The organism is Pseudomonadota bacterium, from assembly GCA_013285465.1.
Classification (GTDB): domain Bacteria; phylum Pseudomonadota; class Alphaproteobacteria; order Micavibrionales; family CSBR16-224; genus CSBR16-224.
In genome coordinates this window covers 1,634,372-1,651,470 of record CP053449.1, presented here as the reverse complement: position 1 = coordinate 1,651,470, position 17,099 = coordinate 1,634,372, and the positions used below count along the sequence as shown (strand labels likewise).

Sequence of the window (17,099 nt, the reverse complement as noted above, 5' to 3'; positions counted from 1 at the left end):
TTTATGAGGTGACATACCATATACTGCCAGCCGGTTATGATGCAATAAAATTTATAGAAGGAGGAGGGGGAATGTCAAAATTACTGGAGCCGCTGCTATTGGGTGACTTGCAATTGCCGAACCGCGTTATCATGTCGCCTTTGACGCGTTGCCGCGCCGATCACGGCAGCCGTGTGCCGAATGATTTGATGGCGGAATATTATGCGCAGCGCGCAGGGGCGGGGCTGATTATCAGTGAAGCAACATCGGTTGACCCGATGGGCGTCGGTTATCCCGATACGCCGGGAATATGGTCAGAGGCACAGGTGGAAGGCTGGAAAAAGATCACATCAGCCGTGCATGCGAAAGGCGGGCGTATTTTTCTGCAGCTTTGGCATGTCGGACGGGTGTCGCATTCCTCTTATCTGGATGGCGCTTTGCCCGTTGCACCCAGTGCCGTCAAACCCGCAGGGCATGTCAGTCTGATACGACCGAAAACGGAATTTGAAACGCCGCGGGCATTGGAGCTTGATGAAATTCCGGCGATTGTCGCCGCCTATAAAAAAGGGGCGGAAAATGCCAAAGCGGCCGGTTTTGACGGTGTGGAAATTCACGGTGCCAACGGCTATCTGCTGGATCAGTTTTTGCAGGACAGTACCAATAAACGGGAAGACCGCTATGGCGGCAGCATTGAAAACCGTGCCCGCCTGATGCTGGAGGTGACGGATGCCGTATTGGAAGTTTGGGATAAAAACCGCGTCGGCATGCATCTTGCACCGCGTATGGATGCACATGATATGGGCGACAGCACAAGACTGGAAACATTCTCTTATGTTGCACGCGCATTGGGAAAACGGAACATCGCTTTTATCTGTACCCGCGAATATGCGGCAGAGGACAGTATCTCACCTGTGCTGAAAAAAGAATTCGGCGGCGTCTTCATTTCCAATGAGGGCTTCACAAAGGACAGCGCGGAGGCATTGTTGGCAAAGGGTGATGCGGATGCGATTGCTTTTGGCAAACTCTATATCGCCAATCCCGATCTGGCGGAGCGTTTCGCGGCGGAGACGCCATTGAATGCACCCAATCCGGAGACGTTCTACGCCAGCGGTGCGGAAGGCTATACGGATTATCCTGCAATCGCGGCGTAAAGACTTGACCGCGCGGTGGTTTCGCGTACAGAATGACCGTCATGGAAGCTCATATTCCTTTTTTACGCGAAGTGCTGGTTTTTCTGGGGGCGTCGGCTTTATTGATTCCCGCATTCGGTAGAATCCGCCTTGATCCGGTACTCGGGTACCTCATTATCGGCGCATTGATCGGCCCTTACGGTATCGGCGCTTTTGCGGAAGGATATCCGCTTTTATCAGCCTTCACCATTGATAACCCTGCCATCGTCCACGGGCTTGCCGAGTTCGGCATCGTCTTTCTGCTGTTCTCTATCGGACTTGAATTTTCTGTGGAACGGCTTTGGTCGATGCGGCGGTTGATGTTTGGTCTGGGCACATTGCAGATTATTATAACGGCTGTCGCCATTACGGGCGTAGCGCTGTTGTGGGGGAATAGCCCGGCAGTTTCCTTGATTATCGGGGCATCGCTGGCTTTATCTTCTACTGCGGTTGTGATGAAGCTTTTGACGGATAGGCAGCAATTTACCGGACTGCCCGGGCAAACGGGTTTTATGATCTTGCTGATGCAGGATCTGGCTGTTGTGCCGCTGATTTTGATGGTCAGTTTTCTGGCGCAGACCGGCGATGGCGCAGCGCTGGGGGAAACGCTGTTTTTCTCCCTTGGAAAGGCCGGGCTGGTTATTGTCGCGATATTTATAGCCGGAAAATACGCATTGCAGCCGTTATTCGGATTTGTGAGCAAGACGAAATCTTCCGAGTTGTTTATCGCTCTTGTTCTGCTTGTCGTGCTGGGCGCTTCTTATGTGACCCATGCTGCTGGGCTGACTTTGTCTCTCGGCGCCTTTTTGGCCGGCTTGTCCTTGACGGAAACCGAATTCCGTCACCAGATAGAGGCGGATATCGAACCGTTCAAAGGGCTTTTGATGGGGCTGTTCTTTATGTCTGTCGGTATGGGGCTGAATTTCGCAGCAGTGCAGGACACGTTTTTCTGGCTGCTTGTCAGTGTTGCGGGGCTGTTCACGATCAAGGCTGTTATTATTACCGTCTTGTGTAAAATTTTCAGATTGCCGCTTTACGCTGCCGTCACCGCCGGTCTGATGCTGGGGCAGGCAGGGGAGTTTGCCTTCATCACCTTGGGGCTGGCGGAGCAGCTGTCTTTGCTGGAAGCAGGCGTTGCGCAATTTATGATGATTGTTGCAGGATTTTCGATTTTGGTCACGCCGTTGATGCATGGCCTGGCTTATAAGGCCGGTGCCTATTTGCGGGACAAAGATAAAACAGATGCCCCGTCTCCTGACCAGATTACGCGCGAATTCGGCGGCCATGTGTTGCTGGCCGGTTACGGCCGCGTCGGCAGCACCCTCGGAGAAATGCTGGATAAGGCGAAAATCCCTTATATTGCCGTTGATTCCGATAGTGCGGTGGCGCGGGATGCTTATAGAAAGGGGCATCCGGTCTTCTTTGGCGATGCGCAGAGAAAGCAGGTGCTGGACTTGATCGGCATCGAGCGTGCGCGGGCCGCTGTGGTAACGGTGCATGACAAAAAAGCCTGTTTAAAAATTGTGCAGTCCATCCATAAATGCCTTCCTGCTGTGCCGATTATTGCGCGGGCACATAATGCCGCCCATGCAAAGCAATTGACGCAGGCGGGGGCGACGGCGGTTTATCCGGAAGTGACGGAAGCCTCGCTACAAATGGGAGGGCGCTTGCTGGATTGTCTGAATATGCCGCCGGATGCGGTTTATAAAATCATTGAGGATTTCCGCAACGAAGATGAAGCGGTTAATCAAAACGCTGCTTGACGGATTCCAGAAACATGCCGAGACGGGCAAGGTAAACATCAAAATCTCCCTTGCCGGGCAGAGACATGTTGCGGATCAGATCCAGCGCCGTATCGGTGGTGTCGCGGTTTTCGACAATGGCTTCAGCAAAAATGCGTCCGAAAGCATGGGTTAAATTCACACCATGCCCCGAATAACCGCCCATATAATAGATATTGCCGTCAATGCAGCCGGTATAGGGTAAATAGCTTGTCGTGACGCCGATATAACCGCCCCAGACATAGGGAATGCCGATATCACCAATCTGCGGGAAAATGGTTTTCATGCTGTCTTTGAGGACATCAATGATTTTCTGTTCCGAAGTAATCATATGCGCATTCGGCTGTACGGCATCGCCGCCACCGATCATCAAGCGGTTATCTGCGGTTTTCCGGTAGAAGAGAAGGTCACCGCCATATTCGCTGGCGCACAGATTTTCAGGCATGAAATTTGTCTTGGCAGGCAGCTTATCAGTGGCGATCATGGCGTTGCGGATCAGCACATATTTGCGCCGCAGTTTTGGCACCAATTGCCCCAGATATGAATCGCCGCATAACACGACATTGCTTGCCGTTGCACGCCCTTCCGGCGTAAAAACAGTGACTTTGCCGCTGGAATTATCAATACCGATGACAGAGGTATCTTCATAAATATCGGCATTTTCCGCGATAATTTTTGCCAGCCCGTTGGCATATTTCAGCGGATGGAAATGCCATGCGTTGTGTTTATCGACCAGTGCTGCGCTGTAGTAATCCTCCGTATTCGACAGCGCCTCTTGTGTGCGGACGGCATCATAAAGCTCCAGCGGTTTGCCAAGACGTTCCATCAGCTTCATTTCTTTTTCGATGGAAGGAAGATGGTAATGAACAGGGCGGATCGGCGTTACGGCACCGGGGGCGAGATCGCAGTCAATTTTGTGCCTGTCGATCAGGCGCAGGATATTGTTGACGCCGGTGACGGAAATCTCCCAGAGCTTTCTTGTTTTCTCAAAACCGAAACGCCGGACCATACGCGTCGCAGGCGCCATATAGCCGGGCAGGATTTGTCCGCCATTCCGCCCTGATGCCCCCCATCCGATAAAATGGCGCTCAAACAGGGCGGTCTTTAGGTCATGTTTCTGCGTAAGGTAATAGGCTGTGGCCAGACCTGACAACCCGCCGCCGACGATGATGACGTCGTAATCCTTTTCACCGGTCAGTTTCGGAAATTGCAGACGTTTCGTGGTTTTGCGGTAATAGTTTTTGTCCGAGGTAAAAACATCGTCATAAACGCTTTGATGAATAAAATAAGGGCGCATAAGTTTTTACCGGGGTCGGAGATTTGCGAAAGGCATTTTATTATACGTCCTTTTGCTTTGTATGGACAAGCTTGTGCAAAATTCATCGCGGGTTTTTTTGTTGAGTTGACGGCGAAAATAAGGTAGTCTGGGCGCGCTTCATCGGGGCAAAAATCAAATAAAAACAGAAGGAAAGAGAGAAACCTTCAAAAAGGTGTTGAGGTTACTATGGCGCGAAAAAATTTAAAAAAAGAGCCTTTCAATATCCTCGCGATGCGCGGGGAGGGAGAGGTTGCGCGATCATGTTGAGGATATGCACGCCGCCGATTTGGTCGATATTTTGCGCGATGTTCCCGTCCGCGATGCCTGGCGTATTTTGTCGCTGTTGCCCATTGACCGTCAGGCGACGGTTTTCGAACATCTGGATATCAGTGCGCAGGTGACGCTGGCGCGTTATCTGAAACGCAGCGAACTGGCACGGATTATCACGGAAATGTCAGGCGATGACCGTGCGGATTTGTTTAACAAGCTGTCACCGGAAGAGCAACGCACATTGATGCCGGCTTTGAGTCAGGCCGAGCGTGAAGATATCCGCCGCCTTTCTTCCTATCCCGAAGGCACGGCAGGGGCGATCATGACATCGGATTATGCGGTGCTGTCCCCGGACTGGACCGCCGAAGAAGCGTTGAATAAGCTGCGTCTGGAGGCACCTGATAAAGAAACGATTTACCGTTCCTATGTCGTGGATAAGCAGCGTAAACTGCTGGGAGCCGTCAGCCTGAAAAGCCTGATTATTGCTGATCCCGATGAAAAAATCGAAGAGATCATGGATACCAGCAGCCCGTCTCTGAGTATTCTTGACACGCAGGAGGATGCGGCGCGGCAGGTGGCGAAATATGATACGCTGGCTTTGCCTGTTCTGGATGAAAACGACCGTCTGGTCGGGATTGTTACCTATGATGACGCGATGGATGTTGTCGAGGAAGAGGCAACCGAAGACTTTCACAAAATGGCCCATATCGGTAAGCTTGCCACGGGAGTGCGGGATGCCGCCATCAGCGTACTGTACCGCCAGCGTGTTACATGGCTGTTATTGCTGATTTTCGTCAATATTTTCACGGGTGCGGGGATTGATTATTTTGAAGATGTGATTGCCGCCTATTTGCCTTTGGTCTTCTTCCTGCCGATGCTGATCGGCAGCGCGGGGAATGCCGGGGCGCAGTCTGCGACATTGATGATCCGTGCGATGGCAACAGGTGATGTTGAAATGAAAGACTGGGGTATGCTTGTCCTGCGCGAAGTGCTGGTTTCGCTGGCAATCGGCCTGACAATGGCGGCAACGGTTGCGATGATCGGTTACTATAAAGGCGGTTGGGAAATTGCGCTGGTCGTGGCCTTAAGCATGTGCATGATTGTCGTGATCGGCAGTTTGATCGGTCTGTCACTGCCTTTCCTGCTGGCAAAGCTGGAAATTGACCCGGCAACGGCAAGCACACCGCTTGTGACATCCATTGCCGATGTGACAGGTGTCATCGTCTATCTGGGAATTGCCAGTGCTGTTTTAAATTTTCCGGTTTGATTGTCTTTAATGCGGGTATTTTCGCTTGGGCGGTGTGGGCGCGGGAAGCTGTCTTGTATAGGGGTGTTCCGCTTTATTCGCGGCCTCAAAGCCGTCCCCCATTTTTTTGAGGGCATAGCGCGCCTGTTCAAAAAAGCGCTCCATCAGGGAAGGTTGTTTTGCCATTATCCTGTCTCCATCATCAAGTTGATTGTAAGAGAAGACAATCTACAGTAAAATATGTAAATTTTCAAGGATGGGAAAGCACCGCACTGAAAAGAAGGGGCGGTCTAAGAAAAAATATCCATCATGGGTGACAGCTGGTCTGCAACGAAACCGGACAGATCCCCCGTTTCCGCGAGTTTCAGTTTTCCATCCACCAGCAGAACAGCCGTGCCGTGGACAAGACTCCACAAAGCGTTTGTCGCGACAGGTTTGGGGGCCGCCGGATTGTTTTTCAGCCCGTCGGCAACGGCGGCGGAAAGCAATGCGTAGCTTTTGCCTGCGGTCAGGGCAAGCGTCGGATAGTTTTTGATCTCCGCCAGTTCACGTCCGAACATCAGGCTGAACACCGCCTTGTTTTTCAGTGCGAAGCCGATATAACCTTCGGCCAGATCGAAAATGCGTCTTTTCGCATTGGCGGGGTCTTTCACATTATGCAGCATGGTCAGTGCCAGTTGCTGAAAACCGACCTCTGCCAAAGCGGCCAGCAAATCCGTTTTGTCTTTGAAATGGCTGTAAATCGCGGTCTGGCTGACATTGAGCGATTTGGCAATGCGGCGCAGGCTTAACCCTTCCGTGCCGTAGAAATCCAGCATTTGCAGTCCTGCTTCGATCAGCGCACGGCGCAAATCGCCGTGATGGTATTGATCCTGCTGTTTATGATGCTTGTGTCTTTTGAGTACGATGGTGTTTGACATGGCTCTCCCCTTCCATGATGATTTACTGTATATTCTATCGGATACGGGATTCAGGCGAAAGGATTAATTCGACATGGCAAAACCGGAAATCGCAAAACTGCCGAAAGCGGAACTGCACGCACATCTGGAAGGCACGATTGCGCCCGCGATGGCAAAGAAACTGGCCAAAAAAAACGGCATTGATCTACCCGATGATCTGTTCACTGATGACGGTACAGGATACCGCTGGGACAGTGACGGTACGGCGGCGGGAGATCTGGTCGGTTTTCTGAAAGCTTATGATAAGGTCGCAGCGCTGATTAAAACCGCAGATGATTACCGTGACATTACCTGTGACTATCTGAAACGCTGCGCGGCGGAGGGGGCGATTTATGAAGAGCTGATTATCTCCGCCGATCACGGCGCATCCGTCGGGCTGAGTTATCAGGAGATGGTGGATGCGATTGCCGCAGGCGTTTACCAGGCACGGGAGGAAACGGGAATAGAGGCGCGATTGCTGTCTGCCTGTGTCCGCCATTACGGGCCTGACAATGCCGTGAAAGTGGCGCAGCAAACCGTTGATTACCCGCATGAATTGGTGACGGCCTTTCATATGGCAGGAGATGAAAACGCGCATACGGTCACGGATTTTGCGCCTGCTTTTAAAATCGCATCGGATGCGGGGCTGGCGACGAGCGCCCATGCGGGGGAGGCAGCCGGACCGGAGAGTATTCGCGATGTAAAGGAACAGCTTGGCTGTATCCGTTACGGGCATATGGTGCGCATTATCGAAGATGAGGATTTGATGAAAGAGATGCAAAAATTCGGTGCAGTGCCGGAAGTTTGCGTTTCCAGCAATCTGGTTATGAATGTGTTTCAGGATTATGCGTCGCACCCTTTGCGCAAATTATTTGATGAAGGCTTTAAGGTGACGCTCGGCAGCGATGACCCGCCTTTCTTTAAAACCACGATCGGTCAGGAATACAAAATAGCGGCAGAGGAATTCGGCTTTACGGCGGAAGAGCTGTTGCAAGTGACGCGGAATGCGGTTGAGGCGGCTTTCGTTGACGAGGCGACCCGCGAAAAGTTGCTGAAAAAAATTGATGATTATGCCGCAGATATGAAAGCCGTCCCCTCTGCGGGAAACGCCGCACAGCCGGGGAATAGGGAGAACAGACGGTGACGGAAGAACCGCTTTATATTTTCACGACATCCATATTGAAATCCCAAATTACGCTGATCCGCATATTCCTTTATCTGGGGGCTTTGTTTCTGGGGATTGCGGCACTGGTCATCAAACTGCTGATGGATGTGGAGCCGTTGATTTTCTACCTTGTGCTGGGGGTGGCGGCTTTAGATGTATTCTGGTCGATTGTGCTGCCGCCTTTGTTGGCCAAGCAGACAGGGGCATCTCTAAAAGCTTATAAGTCCTCTCTGGCGCTTTCCAGAGGCGCGCGGGAAATCTGGTCCGTTTCCTACGACAATATCCGGGATTTTATTGCGGATGAGAAAATTTCGGAGAAAGACCGCGCCGCAGGCTTTGTGAATGTTATTATTATCTTTGACACGCCGCTGCAAATCGGCGGACTGAAGCTGCAGCAGATAAAAATTACCGGCCTTGCGGCGGCGGATGACCCTTTCGGCCATATCAAACCGCTTCTTTCCAAATGAGCTGTGGAACAGTCAGGTCTTTTGGGCTATAAAAAATAATGTCCGAAAAGCCCCGATTCATTCACTTGCGCGTGCATTCCGCCTATTCATTGGCGGAAGGGGCAAACCGTATTCCCGAACTGGTCAAACAATGTATCCATGACGATATGCCCGCTGTGGCGGTAACCGATACGAATAATTTGTTCGGGGCGCTGGAATTTTCCATTGCGGCGGCAGGGAAAGGTGTGCAGCCGATCATAGGTTGCCAGCTGGCCGTTAAATGTGAAGCGAGCGATATGCCGGTACCGGTTGTTCTGCTGGTGCAGAATGATGCCGGATACCGCAATCTGTTGAAGCTTAGCAGTAAGGCGTTCCTTGAAACGGATGAAGCTGAACCGTCACATATTCTGCCGGAAACGCTTGTGGAACATCACGAAGGGCTGATTTGTCTGACAGGCGGGTCGGGCGGTCCCGTCGGGCAGTTCCTGCAAAAACGGCAACTGGAAGAGGCTGAAGAATTCCTGCTGATGCTGAAAGCCGCTTTTCAGGATAGGCTGTATATCGAATTAATGCGTCACGGCACAGCGGATGAAGCGGCCACGGAAGAGGGTTTTCTTGATCTGGCCTATAAGCACAATATTCCGCTGGTGGCGAGCAATGACTGCTATTTCCCCGAACGCCGCATGCATCTGTCGCATGATGCATTGCTGTGTATTGCGCAGGGCGCTTATGTCTCGCAGGAAAGCCGCCGCCGCGTCACGGAAGAGCATTATTTTAAATCGCAAACGGAAATGGTCGAGCTATTCTCCGACCTTCCCGAAGCGGTGGAAAATACCGTGCGGATCGCGCAGCGCTGCAGTTTTTTGCTGAAACCGATTGATCCGATCCTGCCGCGTTTTACGGATGCTGAAGATACGTCAGAGGAAGAAACCCTGCGCCGTGAAACCGCCGAAGGGCTGGACTGGCGTCTTGAAAAATATGTCTTTACCGATGATATGAGCGAAGCGGACAAAGACGCGCAGCGCAAAATCTATTATGACCGCCGCGATTTCGAATTGGATATTTTGTGCAAGATGGGCTTTGCCGGATATTTTCTGATCGTTGCCGATTTTATCCAATGGGCGAAAGACCACGACATTCCTGTCGGACCGGGTCGTGGTTCGGGAGCGGGGTCGGTTGTTGCCTGGGCAATGAAAATCACTGACCTTGACCCGATTGATATGAATCTGCTGTTCGAGCGGTTCCTGAATCCTGAACGTATCTCCATGCCGGATTTTGATATCGATTTCTGTCAGGAGCGCCGTGACGAGGTCATCCATTATGTGCAGGAACGTTACGGGCGTGACCGCGTGGCGCAGATTATCACCTTCGGTAAATTGCAGGCGCGGGCTGTGGTGCGTGATGTCGGACGCGTGCTGCAAATGCCTTATGGTCAGGTCGATAGAATTGCCAAGCTGATTCCCAGCAATCCCGCCAATCCGGTAACATTGCAGGAGGCACTGGATAGTGAGCCTGATTTAAGCGCTGCGCGTGACAGTGATGAAAATGTCGCCCGGCTGATTGAAATTGCCCTTGATCTGGAAGGGCTGTACCGCCATGCCTCCACCCATGCAGCGGGCGTGGTGATCGGTGACCGTCCGCTGGACGAGCTTGTGCCGCTTTACCGCGATCCGCGCTCTGATATGCCGGTGACGCAGTTCAACATGAAATATGTCGAGCAGGCGGGGTTGGTTAAATTCGATTTTCTGGGATTGAAAACCATCTCGGTTGTGAAGCGGGCGATTGATATTATTGAGGAAGAGACAGGCGAGAAGCTTGATCCGCTGGAGTTCCCGCTGGATGACGAGAAAACTTTTGCGATGCTGGCCAAAGGCGATACCAGTGCCGTCTTCCAGCTGGAGAGTCAGGGCTTCCGTGATCTATGCCGCCAGATGCGGATGAGCAAATTCATGCAGATTGCTGCTGCCGTGGCACTGTACCGTCCGGGTCCGATGGAAAATATACCGCGTTATCTTGCCTGTCTGCACGGGCAGGAGGAGCAGGATTTCATGCACCCGTCGCTGGAGCCGATTTTGGCCGAGACCTATGGCGTGATGATCTATCAGGAACAGGTTATGCAGGTGGCGCAGACTTTGTCGGGTTACAGTCTTGGCGCAGCTGACCTTCTCCGTAAGGCGATGGGTAAAAAGATTAAGGAGGAGATGGATCGTCAGCGCGAAATTTTTGTTGAAGGTGCGGTCAAAAATGATGTGGATGGTGACAATGCCGGCGTGATTTTTGATCAGGTCGCAAAATTTGCGGGTTATGGTTTTAACCGTGCGCACTCGGCTGCCTATGCCTTTATCGCTTATCAGACCGCCTATCTGAAAGCGAATTACCCCGTTGAATTTATGGCGGCGACACTGTGCTTTGATCGCGGTAACACTGATAAACTCGGTGAATTTCGTCAGGTGCTGCGGGATATGAAGATCACGCTGCTGCCGCCGGACATCAATAAATCCGAGGTCAATTTCTGTGTCGAAACCGTGGAGGAAACGGGCGAGAAAGTTATTCGTTATGCGCTGGCGGCGCTGAAAGGTGTTGGCGAACAGGCGATGCAGCAGCTGGTCGAGGAACGCCGTGCCAATGGCGCATTCAAGGATATTTATGATCTGATGCGCCGTGCGGGCTATCGCAATATGAACCGCCGCCAGATGGAGGCACTGGCTGCTGCGGGGGCTTTTGACAGTCTTGTCGCGAACCGGGCGCAAGCGCATGCGGCGGCGGAAATGTTGCTGCGTTACGCGACCAGCGTTGCCGAAGAAAAAGAAAGCGGACAGGAAAGCCTGTTCGGCAGCGCGGAAGAAAGTTCATTGGCGCTGCCGCCGCTGCCCGATGTTGAACAATGGGACCCGCTGGAATCCTTACAGAAAGAATTCGGTGCCGTCGGTTTTTATCTGTCGGCACACCCGCTGGATACAATGGAACAGCAATTGAGGCGGTTGCGGGTGGTTTCATCAGGTGAAGTTTTGCAGAAGATTGAAGAATCACCGACAACGCGCTTTAAAATGGCGGGGATTGTTTTGAAAAAGCGCGAACGCGTCTCTGCAAAGGGCAACCGTTTTGCCTTTATGCAAGTTTCTGACGGCGGCGGCGTTTATGAAGTGATGATGTTTTCGGATGTGCTGGCATCCTCCCGCGATATTCTTGTCGCCGGGGAGTCGCTTCTCATGTCGGTCGATGTTGATAAACAGAGTGAAGACGAAGTGCGTTTTCTGGCGCAGAAGGTCGAGCTTTTGACGCCGCATGTCGAAGAGGCAACGCAGACCGTGCGCATTGTCATTGATAAAGAGGGGGCGGCGGCTGAAATACATAACATTCTGGATAATGCCGATGCGGAAGAAGACGGTCATAAAAGTGTCGAAATACTGGCCAAGCTGTATGATTCTCATCAGGAGGCGCTGATATTGCTGCCCGAGAAATGGGCTGTCTCGCAACAAATGCGCCATCGCTTGCGGCAGATCAACGGTGTTGCCGATGTTCTTGAAATGTAAAAACATCTATCGTGCCGTATAGGCTGCGTTACATCGTCGCTCATGTACTTTCCCGTACACCTCGCTCCTTGTGCCTAACCCATACGGCACGCTATGCGTTTTAATATGATGTTTTAATGTGCGCCCGGTTTTTTCGGCTTTGGCCGATGTCCGTTACGACCGAATTGCCGCTTGCGGTTACTGTTTACCAGCCCGCCGCCAAGACCGACGCCGGCGGTTGCCAGTAAGATCATGAAAAAGGCGCCAAAGCCGTTGCCCAATGCGCTACCGCTGGAGTCATTGGCGATTTCCGTGGCGGCATTGAATTGAACATCAAGCGGGGCATTCTTATTGACTTCCGTTTCCGCGCGGGCCTCATCCAGATAAGCGAAGGAAGGGGCCGGAAACTTTGTGATGTCATAGGTCGTGTTCAAGGTTTGCAGGTTAGGTGATGTATGATCCAGCTGTTTCCACAAACTGCTGAGGGATTCTTCGCCGATGGCAACACCGTCTGTTGTATTGCCGCTGGTAAAGGCGGCGACGGAAATCTCTTTCACCTGCGTATTCAGATCACGCTGAAGATCGGCAAATTGCGTTTGCAGGGCGGCTTCCTCATCAATCGTCTGCGGCGTTTTTTCGTCGCGGCTTAAATCATCGTAATAATCCAGTTTTTGCTGCATGACATCAAGGGCTTGCGCATTGCGCTGAAAATCGACAATTTGGGAGGAAAGTGCTTCATAGGAGGCGGTTTCGACCGCTTCAATACCCTGATTATCCATGGCCGTGTTATAATCCTGCACGGCATCGGAAATAAAGAACCCGCCGCTGGCGGCGGCGGCAACGACAATCGCGGCAACCAGTTTGCCGTCTTTATCAAAGCTGTGCTCCAATGTGTTCATCACATGGTATTTGATCCATTCGCCTGCGCTGGCCATGACTATTCCCTTTGAATGATCGTTTATTTAAAGTGTTTTGCTGGTATTTTATAACATGAGTATATGATTATGTCAATAAAAACGGGCGGGTTTTTCGATAAATGATTGACGCAGGGCGGCGCATATGATTCTGTAATAAGAGCGGAGTTTTTAAATATGCCCCCCAATAGTTTCTTTCCAACCGGCAAAGCTTTTAAACGATCCTTCTGGTCGTTCCTCGGTTTTCTACTGTTTTCCTATTTCACGCTGCATCTGGTGCAGGGGGAGCGCGGCTATACGGCGCTGAAAAATCTGCGTGCGGAGAAAAGCGCCGCCGCTGCCGCATATGCGGCGCTGGATGCTGAAAAACAGCAATTGCAGCACCGCGTCGAATTACTGCGCCCGCCTGCAATTGATGAAGATATGCTGGATGAACAGGTGCGCACAAAACTCGGCTATCTGCATCCTGATGAGCATGTTCTGCCGCTTTCCGGCAGCCTGTACTGATTTTTTTCTAAGAGAATGTTTTTGCAATAGCGCACCACCAGTCCGGATGCGCTGTTTTGATCGCCTGTTCCGCGCTTTGCGCCGCCTTATCATCGGCGAATATACCAAAGCAGGTTGCGCCGCTGCCGGACATGCGGGCGGCAAGGCAGGTATGTTGATCTTCAAGCTCATGCAGAACATCACCAATCTCCGGCATTAAGGCCGCAGCAGCACTTTGCAGGTCATTGCGGCTGTTGGTGACGCAGGCAATGAGTTCTTCCAAAGAGAAGGCGTCCGCCAAGCTGTCGCCGGTGTGAAAAGCAGGATCAGAGGCGGCATAGCGGCGGAAGACATCCGGTGTTGAAAGCGTTTTTCTCGGATTAACCAGCAATAAGGCGTAACGGGGTAAGGCAACGGGATGCAGCTCTTCACCGATGCCGCGGGCGAGGACAGGCTTGCCCGCAAGGCAGGCGGGAATATCAGCGCCGAGTGTTGCGGCATCATCAAGCGGAAGGTGTTTTTCCAACAGTCGGGACAATCCTTTCAAACAGGCGGCGGCATCGGCGCTGCCGCCGCCGATACCTGCTGCGACGGGCAGGTTTTTGACAAGCCTAACCGCAACGGGCGGCAGGCTGCCGCAGAGCGTCTTTGCCGCGCGGGTGATCAGATTTTGCTGCGGGTCTTCTTCTCGTAATGCTGCAGCAAAATCACCTGTGATATGCAGGGAGAATTCTTCTGCCGGAGCAAAATCCAGACGGTCGCAGGCGAGGCTGCCGCTATCGGCGAAGTCAATCAGAGTGTTGAGCAGATGATATCCGTCCGCACGCCGCCCTGTGATATGCAGGAACAGATTGATCTTGGCGGGGGCGGTGATGGAAAAAGGCTCAAATGTCATCTGCGGGCAAAAAGTTTTTGATGATATCGACGGCTTCGGCAAGACCAACGCGCTCAATCGGCACATCTTTCGGGAAGGCGGCAGTCAGACGCGTCGGCAAGCGGCTGTCCAGCATCACGAAAATACCTTGATCCTGTTCATGCCGGATCAGGCGGCCATAAGCCTGTTTCAGGCGAAAACGGGTGACGCGGTCATCATAACCCTGCCCGAAATATTTGCGTCTTGCCTTGTGCAAAATCGTCGGGCGCGGCCAGGGCACGCGGTCAAACACGATCAGCCGCAGGGAGCGTCCCGGTACATCCATGCCGTCACGGGTGGCATCTGTTCCCAGCATGCAGGAATTTTCTTCCATGCGGAACATGGCTGTCAGCGTTGTCGGATCCAGCCCGTCCAGATGCTGGGCGTAAAGCTTCAAATCGCTTTCCTCAAGTTCGGGCAACAGCCGCGCATGAATATTTTTCAGCCGCTGAATGGCGGTGAATAATCCGAGTGCACCGCCGCCCGCAGCTTTGAACAGTGCGGCATAGGCCATGGCGATCTGTGTATTTTTCTCACGCGGCACATCCGTCACAACCAGAATACGTGACTGCGCAGCATAGTCGTAAGGGGAGGGTAGCTCTACACGGGCTGCCGAGGCACCCGCATCTTCGGTCAGGTGTACAACCCCTGTCTGTTGTGCAACATGATTCCAGCCGTCATCACTTTCGGTGACCGTATCCAGCAGGCTGGCCGATGTGACAACCACGCCATGCGCATGCGGCTTCAGATTGGCGGCAAAGGGGCGCGTCGGGTCAACCCAGTGACGATACATGCCGATATCATATTCGCGGCCTTCGATACGCTCAACTTGAAACCAGTCGACAAAGGCATCGTGACTCGTCTGGCTTTGCAGGCAGCCCAGCATATCCACCCAGCCGGCGATAACCAGATTGGCGCGGAAATGTAGGCTGTGGCAGACGGATTCAATGCGGCGTTTGGTGTCCGATGTCAGTGTGTCCGCGCCTTCTTCCAGCTGTTTTTGCAGCAGATTGATCAGCGTTTGCAGCGGGCGGTTCAAATCGCGCAGACGGCAGGACAGAGCGTAGGCGGCTTCAAACAAGCCGTCAATCGGCGGCAATGCATCGGCTTCCAGAGAGTAAAGCATGTCCTGCCCGCCGGTATTGCGGGCATAGACCTGTTCCCGCACCAGATGCAGGAAGTTTTCGCTAAGCCCTTTCGGTTGGCCGGATTGTACGCGGCGCGCCCAGCCGTAACCCGGCAGCGTGCGGGCGGCTTCCAGCACATCATCCAGCGCATGCCGGGCTTTTTCATCGCCGGCAACCAGTTCTTCCACGCGGCGCTGCAGGCCGCGGCTGCGACTGCGGCCGGGCGATTGACCGCCGTTCTCCGTTTCGGTACCCAGCAGCCAGCGCCGTAATTCGGCCGCTTCACGTCCTGACAGATGCAGGGCAAAGGCGCTGTCAGCGGCGTCAAAAAGGTGATGGCCCTCATCGAAAACATAGCGGTTTGGTAAAACATCATGCGGATGTGAGAGAGCGGTGCGGTGCATGACAAGCGCGTGATTGGCAACGACAATACGGGCGCGCTGTGACAGGCGCTGGCTTTTTTCGACAAAACAGCGGTGGTAATGCTGACAGGCGCTGAAAATACATTCGCCGCGGCGGTCTGCCAGCCCGTGTGTTGCTTTCCAGCCGACCAGACCGGGCAGCCAGCCCGGCATATCGCCGCCATGCAGATCGCCGTCGCGGGAGGCCGCCGTCCAGCGGGCGACAAGCCCCAGTGCGGTGGCATAGCGCGGATTGTTGCGGGCGGCAAGGCTGCCGAGGGCTTCTTCCAGATTGAGCAGGCAAAGGTAGTTTTCGCGGCCTTTGCGGATCACGACTTTGCGCCTTTTTTCACTGTCATCGGCATAAAGCGCCGAGAGTTCTTCATCGACCTGCCTTTGCAAGTTTTTGGTATAGGTTGATACCCAGACACAGCCTTCATTCTTTTCCGCCCATTCACCCGCAGGGGCAAGGTAACCAAGTGTCTTTCCCGTACCCGTACCGGCTTCGGCAATGACGGTATTGGGAAGATTTTCACGGTTGCGCGGGTTAAAGGCGGGAATGATCCCGGCGGCATATTGCTGTTGTGATGGGCGCGGGCGTGTGTCGCCGCCGCGTGCGTCAAGCAGGCGCGCCAAAGCCTGTTCGGCCTCTTCCGTGGAAACGGGCTGATGTCCGGGCGGCGGGGGCGGGGCTTCTTCCGCCCATTCCTGCAGGCGGTTCCAGACTTTGACGGCGTTGCGCAATGTGCGTTCATCCGCGAATTCTTCTGTTTTGCCGAGCGTTTTTAAAACAAGATCAGCCCATGGCCATCCTGCTGCGCCGCTGTCACCGTTTGCCGATAATCCCGGCCCCATCATCCATGCCATGGCGGCGGGGTCAGATGTTTCGTTGCGTCCGGTTTCGGTCAGGGCTGCCAGCAGATGCTGGGCAATATCCAGCAGGGCGACGCATTCCTCCTCTGCTGTGGTAACAGGTGCGGACAGGCCGAGCTCTGCCACAAGTCCGGCAGTTGTCGGCAGACAGAAACGGGCGGGATAAACAAAAGCAAACAGCTCCAGCACATCATAAGCGGCAAAGGGCGCGATATTCAGCTGCTGCGCAATGGACGGGGCATGGCAGACCAGCGGCATCTGCCCCGAAAGCAGGCGGCCGAGTTCCGCAGGTTTCGGTGTCAGCGCCTCCCCATCCGCTGTTAGATAATGAGCCTTGCGTTTGCGCAGGGTCAGTACGGGCGCGGTCATGACAATATCGCCGCGCCGCACAGGGGCAGGCACCGGAGCGGGGATATGTTCCGTCAGCTCTTCGGCGGGGTTTGAATCCGCAGATAGGGTATGAGGTAATGCTTCGCTTGTCATTTTTTCTTTCTGTCTGGAGAATTAGAATACAGGATTCGCCTGCGAAATACCATGCTTTCCCTGTGTTCTTTTCTTTGT

Annotated in this window: 13 protein-coding genes; 7 read left to right on the top strand and 6 right to left on the bottom strand. The window is 53.3% G+C overall.

Annotated elements, in window-relative coordinates; all coding sequences use genetic code 11:
• The first annotated feature begins 71 nt into the window (after positions 1 to 71).
• Positions 72 to 1,130 carry an alkene reductase gene (locus HND56_08075; protein ID QKK05645.1) on the top strand — a complete coding sequence of 353 codons (1,059 nt, stop codon included), beginning with the start codon at positions 72 to 74 and terminating at the stop codon, positions 1,128 to 1,130.
• Positions 1,131 to 1,171: 41 nt separating this feature from the next.
• Positions 1,172 to 2,911: a hypothetical protein gene (locus HND56_08070; GenBank protein ID QKK05644.1), complete on the top strand. Its 1,740-nt coding sequence runs from the start codon at positions 1,172 to 1,174 to the stop codon at positions 2,909 to 2,911.
• On the opposite strand, the gene HND56_08065 is transcribed toward HND56_08070, so the two are convergent.
• Positions 2,892 to 4,226 carry an FAD-binding oxidoreductase gene (locus HND56_08065; GenBank protein ID QKK05643.1) on the bottom strand — a complete coding sequence of 445 codons (1,335 nt, stop codon included), beginning with the start codon at positions 4,224 to 4,226 and terminating at the stop codon, positions 2,892 to 2,894. The two genes, HND56_08070 and HND56_08065, sit on opposite strands and share 20 nt — an antisense overlap.
• A 292-nt stretch (positions 4,227 to 4,518) precedes the next feature.
• Between HND56_08065 and mgtE the strand changes: the two genes are divergently transcribed.
• Positions 4,519 to 5,784: a magnesium transporter gene (mgtE, locus tag HND56_08060; GenBank protein QKK06597.1), complete on the top strand. Its 1,266-nt coding sequence runs from the start codon at positions 4,519 to 4,521 to the stop codon at positions 5,782 to 5,784.
• 6 nt (positions 5,785 to 5,790) lie between these two features.
• On the opposite strand, the gene HND56_08055 is transcribed toward mgtE, so the two are convergent.
• Positions 5,791 to 5,949: a hypothetical protein gene (locus HND56_08055; protein ID QKK05642.1), complete on the bottom strand. Its 159-nt coding sequence runs from the start codon at positions 5,947 to 5,949 to the stop codon at positions 5,791 to 5,793.
• Between the two features lie 104 nt (positions 5,950 to 6,053).
• Complete coding sequence (locus HND56_08050) at positions 6,054 to 6,683, bottom strand: TetR/AcrR family transcriptional regulator (protein QKK05641.1); 630 nt, start codon at positions 6,681 to 6,683, stop codon at positions 6,054 to 6,056.
• 73 nt (positions 6,684 to 6,756) lie between these two features.
• Here HND56_08050 and add point away from each other — a divergent pair, with 73 nt between their 5' ends.
• The 3 genes from add to dnaE are packed head-to-tail and all read left to right on the top strand — an operon-like array spanning position 6,757 to position 11,845.
• Complete coding sequence (gene add, locus HND56_08045; protein ID QKK05640.1) at positions 6,757 to 7,845, top strand: adenosine deaminase; 1,089 nt, start codon at positions 6,757 to 6,759, stop codon at positions 7,843 to 7,845.
• Complete coding sequence (locus tag HND56_08040) at positions 7,842 to 8,333, top strand: hypothetical protein (protein ID QKK05639.1); 492 nt, start codon at positions 7,842 to 7,844, stop codon at positions 8,331 to 8,333. Before add ends, HND56_08040 begins: the two co-directional genes overlap by 4 nt.
• A 38-nt stretch (positions 8,334 to 8,371) precedes the next feature.
• Entirely contained in the window at positions 8,372 to 11,845 is a 3,474-nt protein-coding gene (dnaE, locus tag HND56_08035) for a DNA polymerase III subunit alpha (GenBank protein ID QKK05638.1), read from the top strand.
• A gap of 113 nt (positions 11,846 to 11,958) precedes the next feature.
• Here dnaE and HND56_08030 read toward each other — a convergent pair whose 3' ends face one another.
• The gene (locus HND56_08030; protein ID QKK05637.1) at positions 11,959 to 12,759 is read right to left on the bottom strand and encodes a hypothetical protein; all 801 of its coding nucleotides are present in this window, start codon (positions 12,757 to 12,759) and stop codon (positions 11,959 to 11,961) included.
• Between the two features lie 156 nt (positions 12,760 to 12,915).
• Between HND56_08030 and HND56_08025 the strand changes: the two genes are divergently transcribed.
• Positions 12,916 to 13,245, top strand: a complete 330-nt coding sequence (locus HND56_08025; protein QKK05636.1) for a septum formation initiator family protein — start codon at positions 12,916 to 12,918, stop codon at positions 13,243 to 13,245.
• Between the two features lie 7 nt (positions 13,246 to 13,252).
• Here the strand turns inward: HND56_08025 and HND56_08020 are convergent, their stop codons facing one another.
• Together HND56_08020 and HND56_08015 are read right to left on the bottom strand one after the other, a co-directional pair.
• Positions 13,253 to 14,119 (bottom strand): 4-(cytidine 5'-diphospho)-2-C-methyl-D-erythritol kinase, encoded by an 867-nt coding sequence (locus HND56_08020; protein ID QKK05635.1) that lies wholly within the window; start codon positions 14,117 to 14,119, stop codon positions 13,253 to 13,255.
• Entirely contained in the window at positions 14,109 to 17,021 is a 2,913-nt protein-coding gene (locus HND56_08015) for an ATP-dependent DNA helicase (protein ID QKK05634.1), read from the bottom strand. The genes HND56_08020 and HND56_08015 overlap by 11 nt, the downstream gene beginning before the upstream one ends.
• Between the last annotated feature and the right edge of the window lie 78 nt (positions 17,022 to 17,099).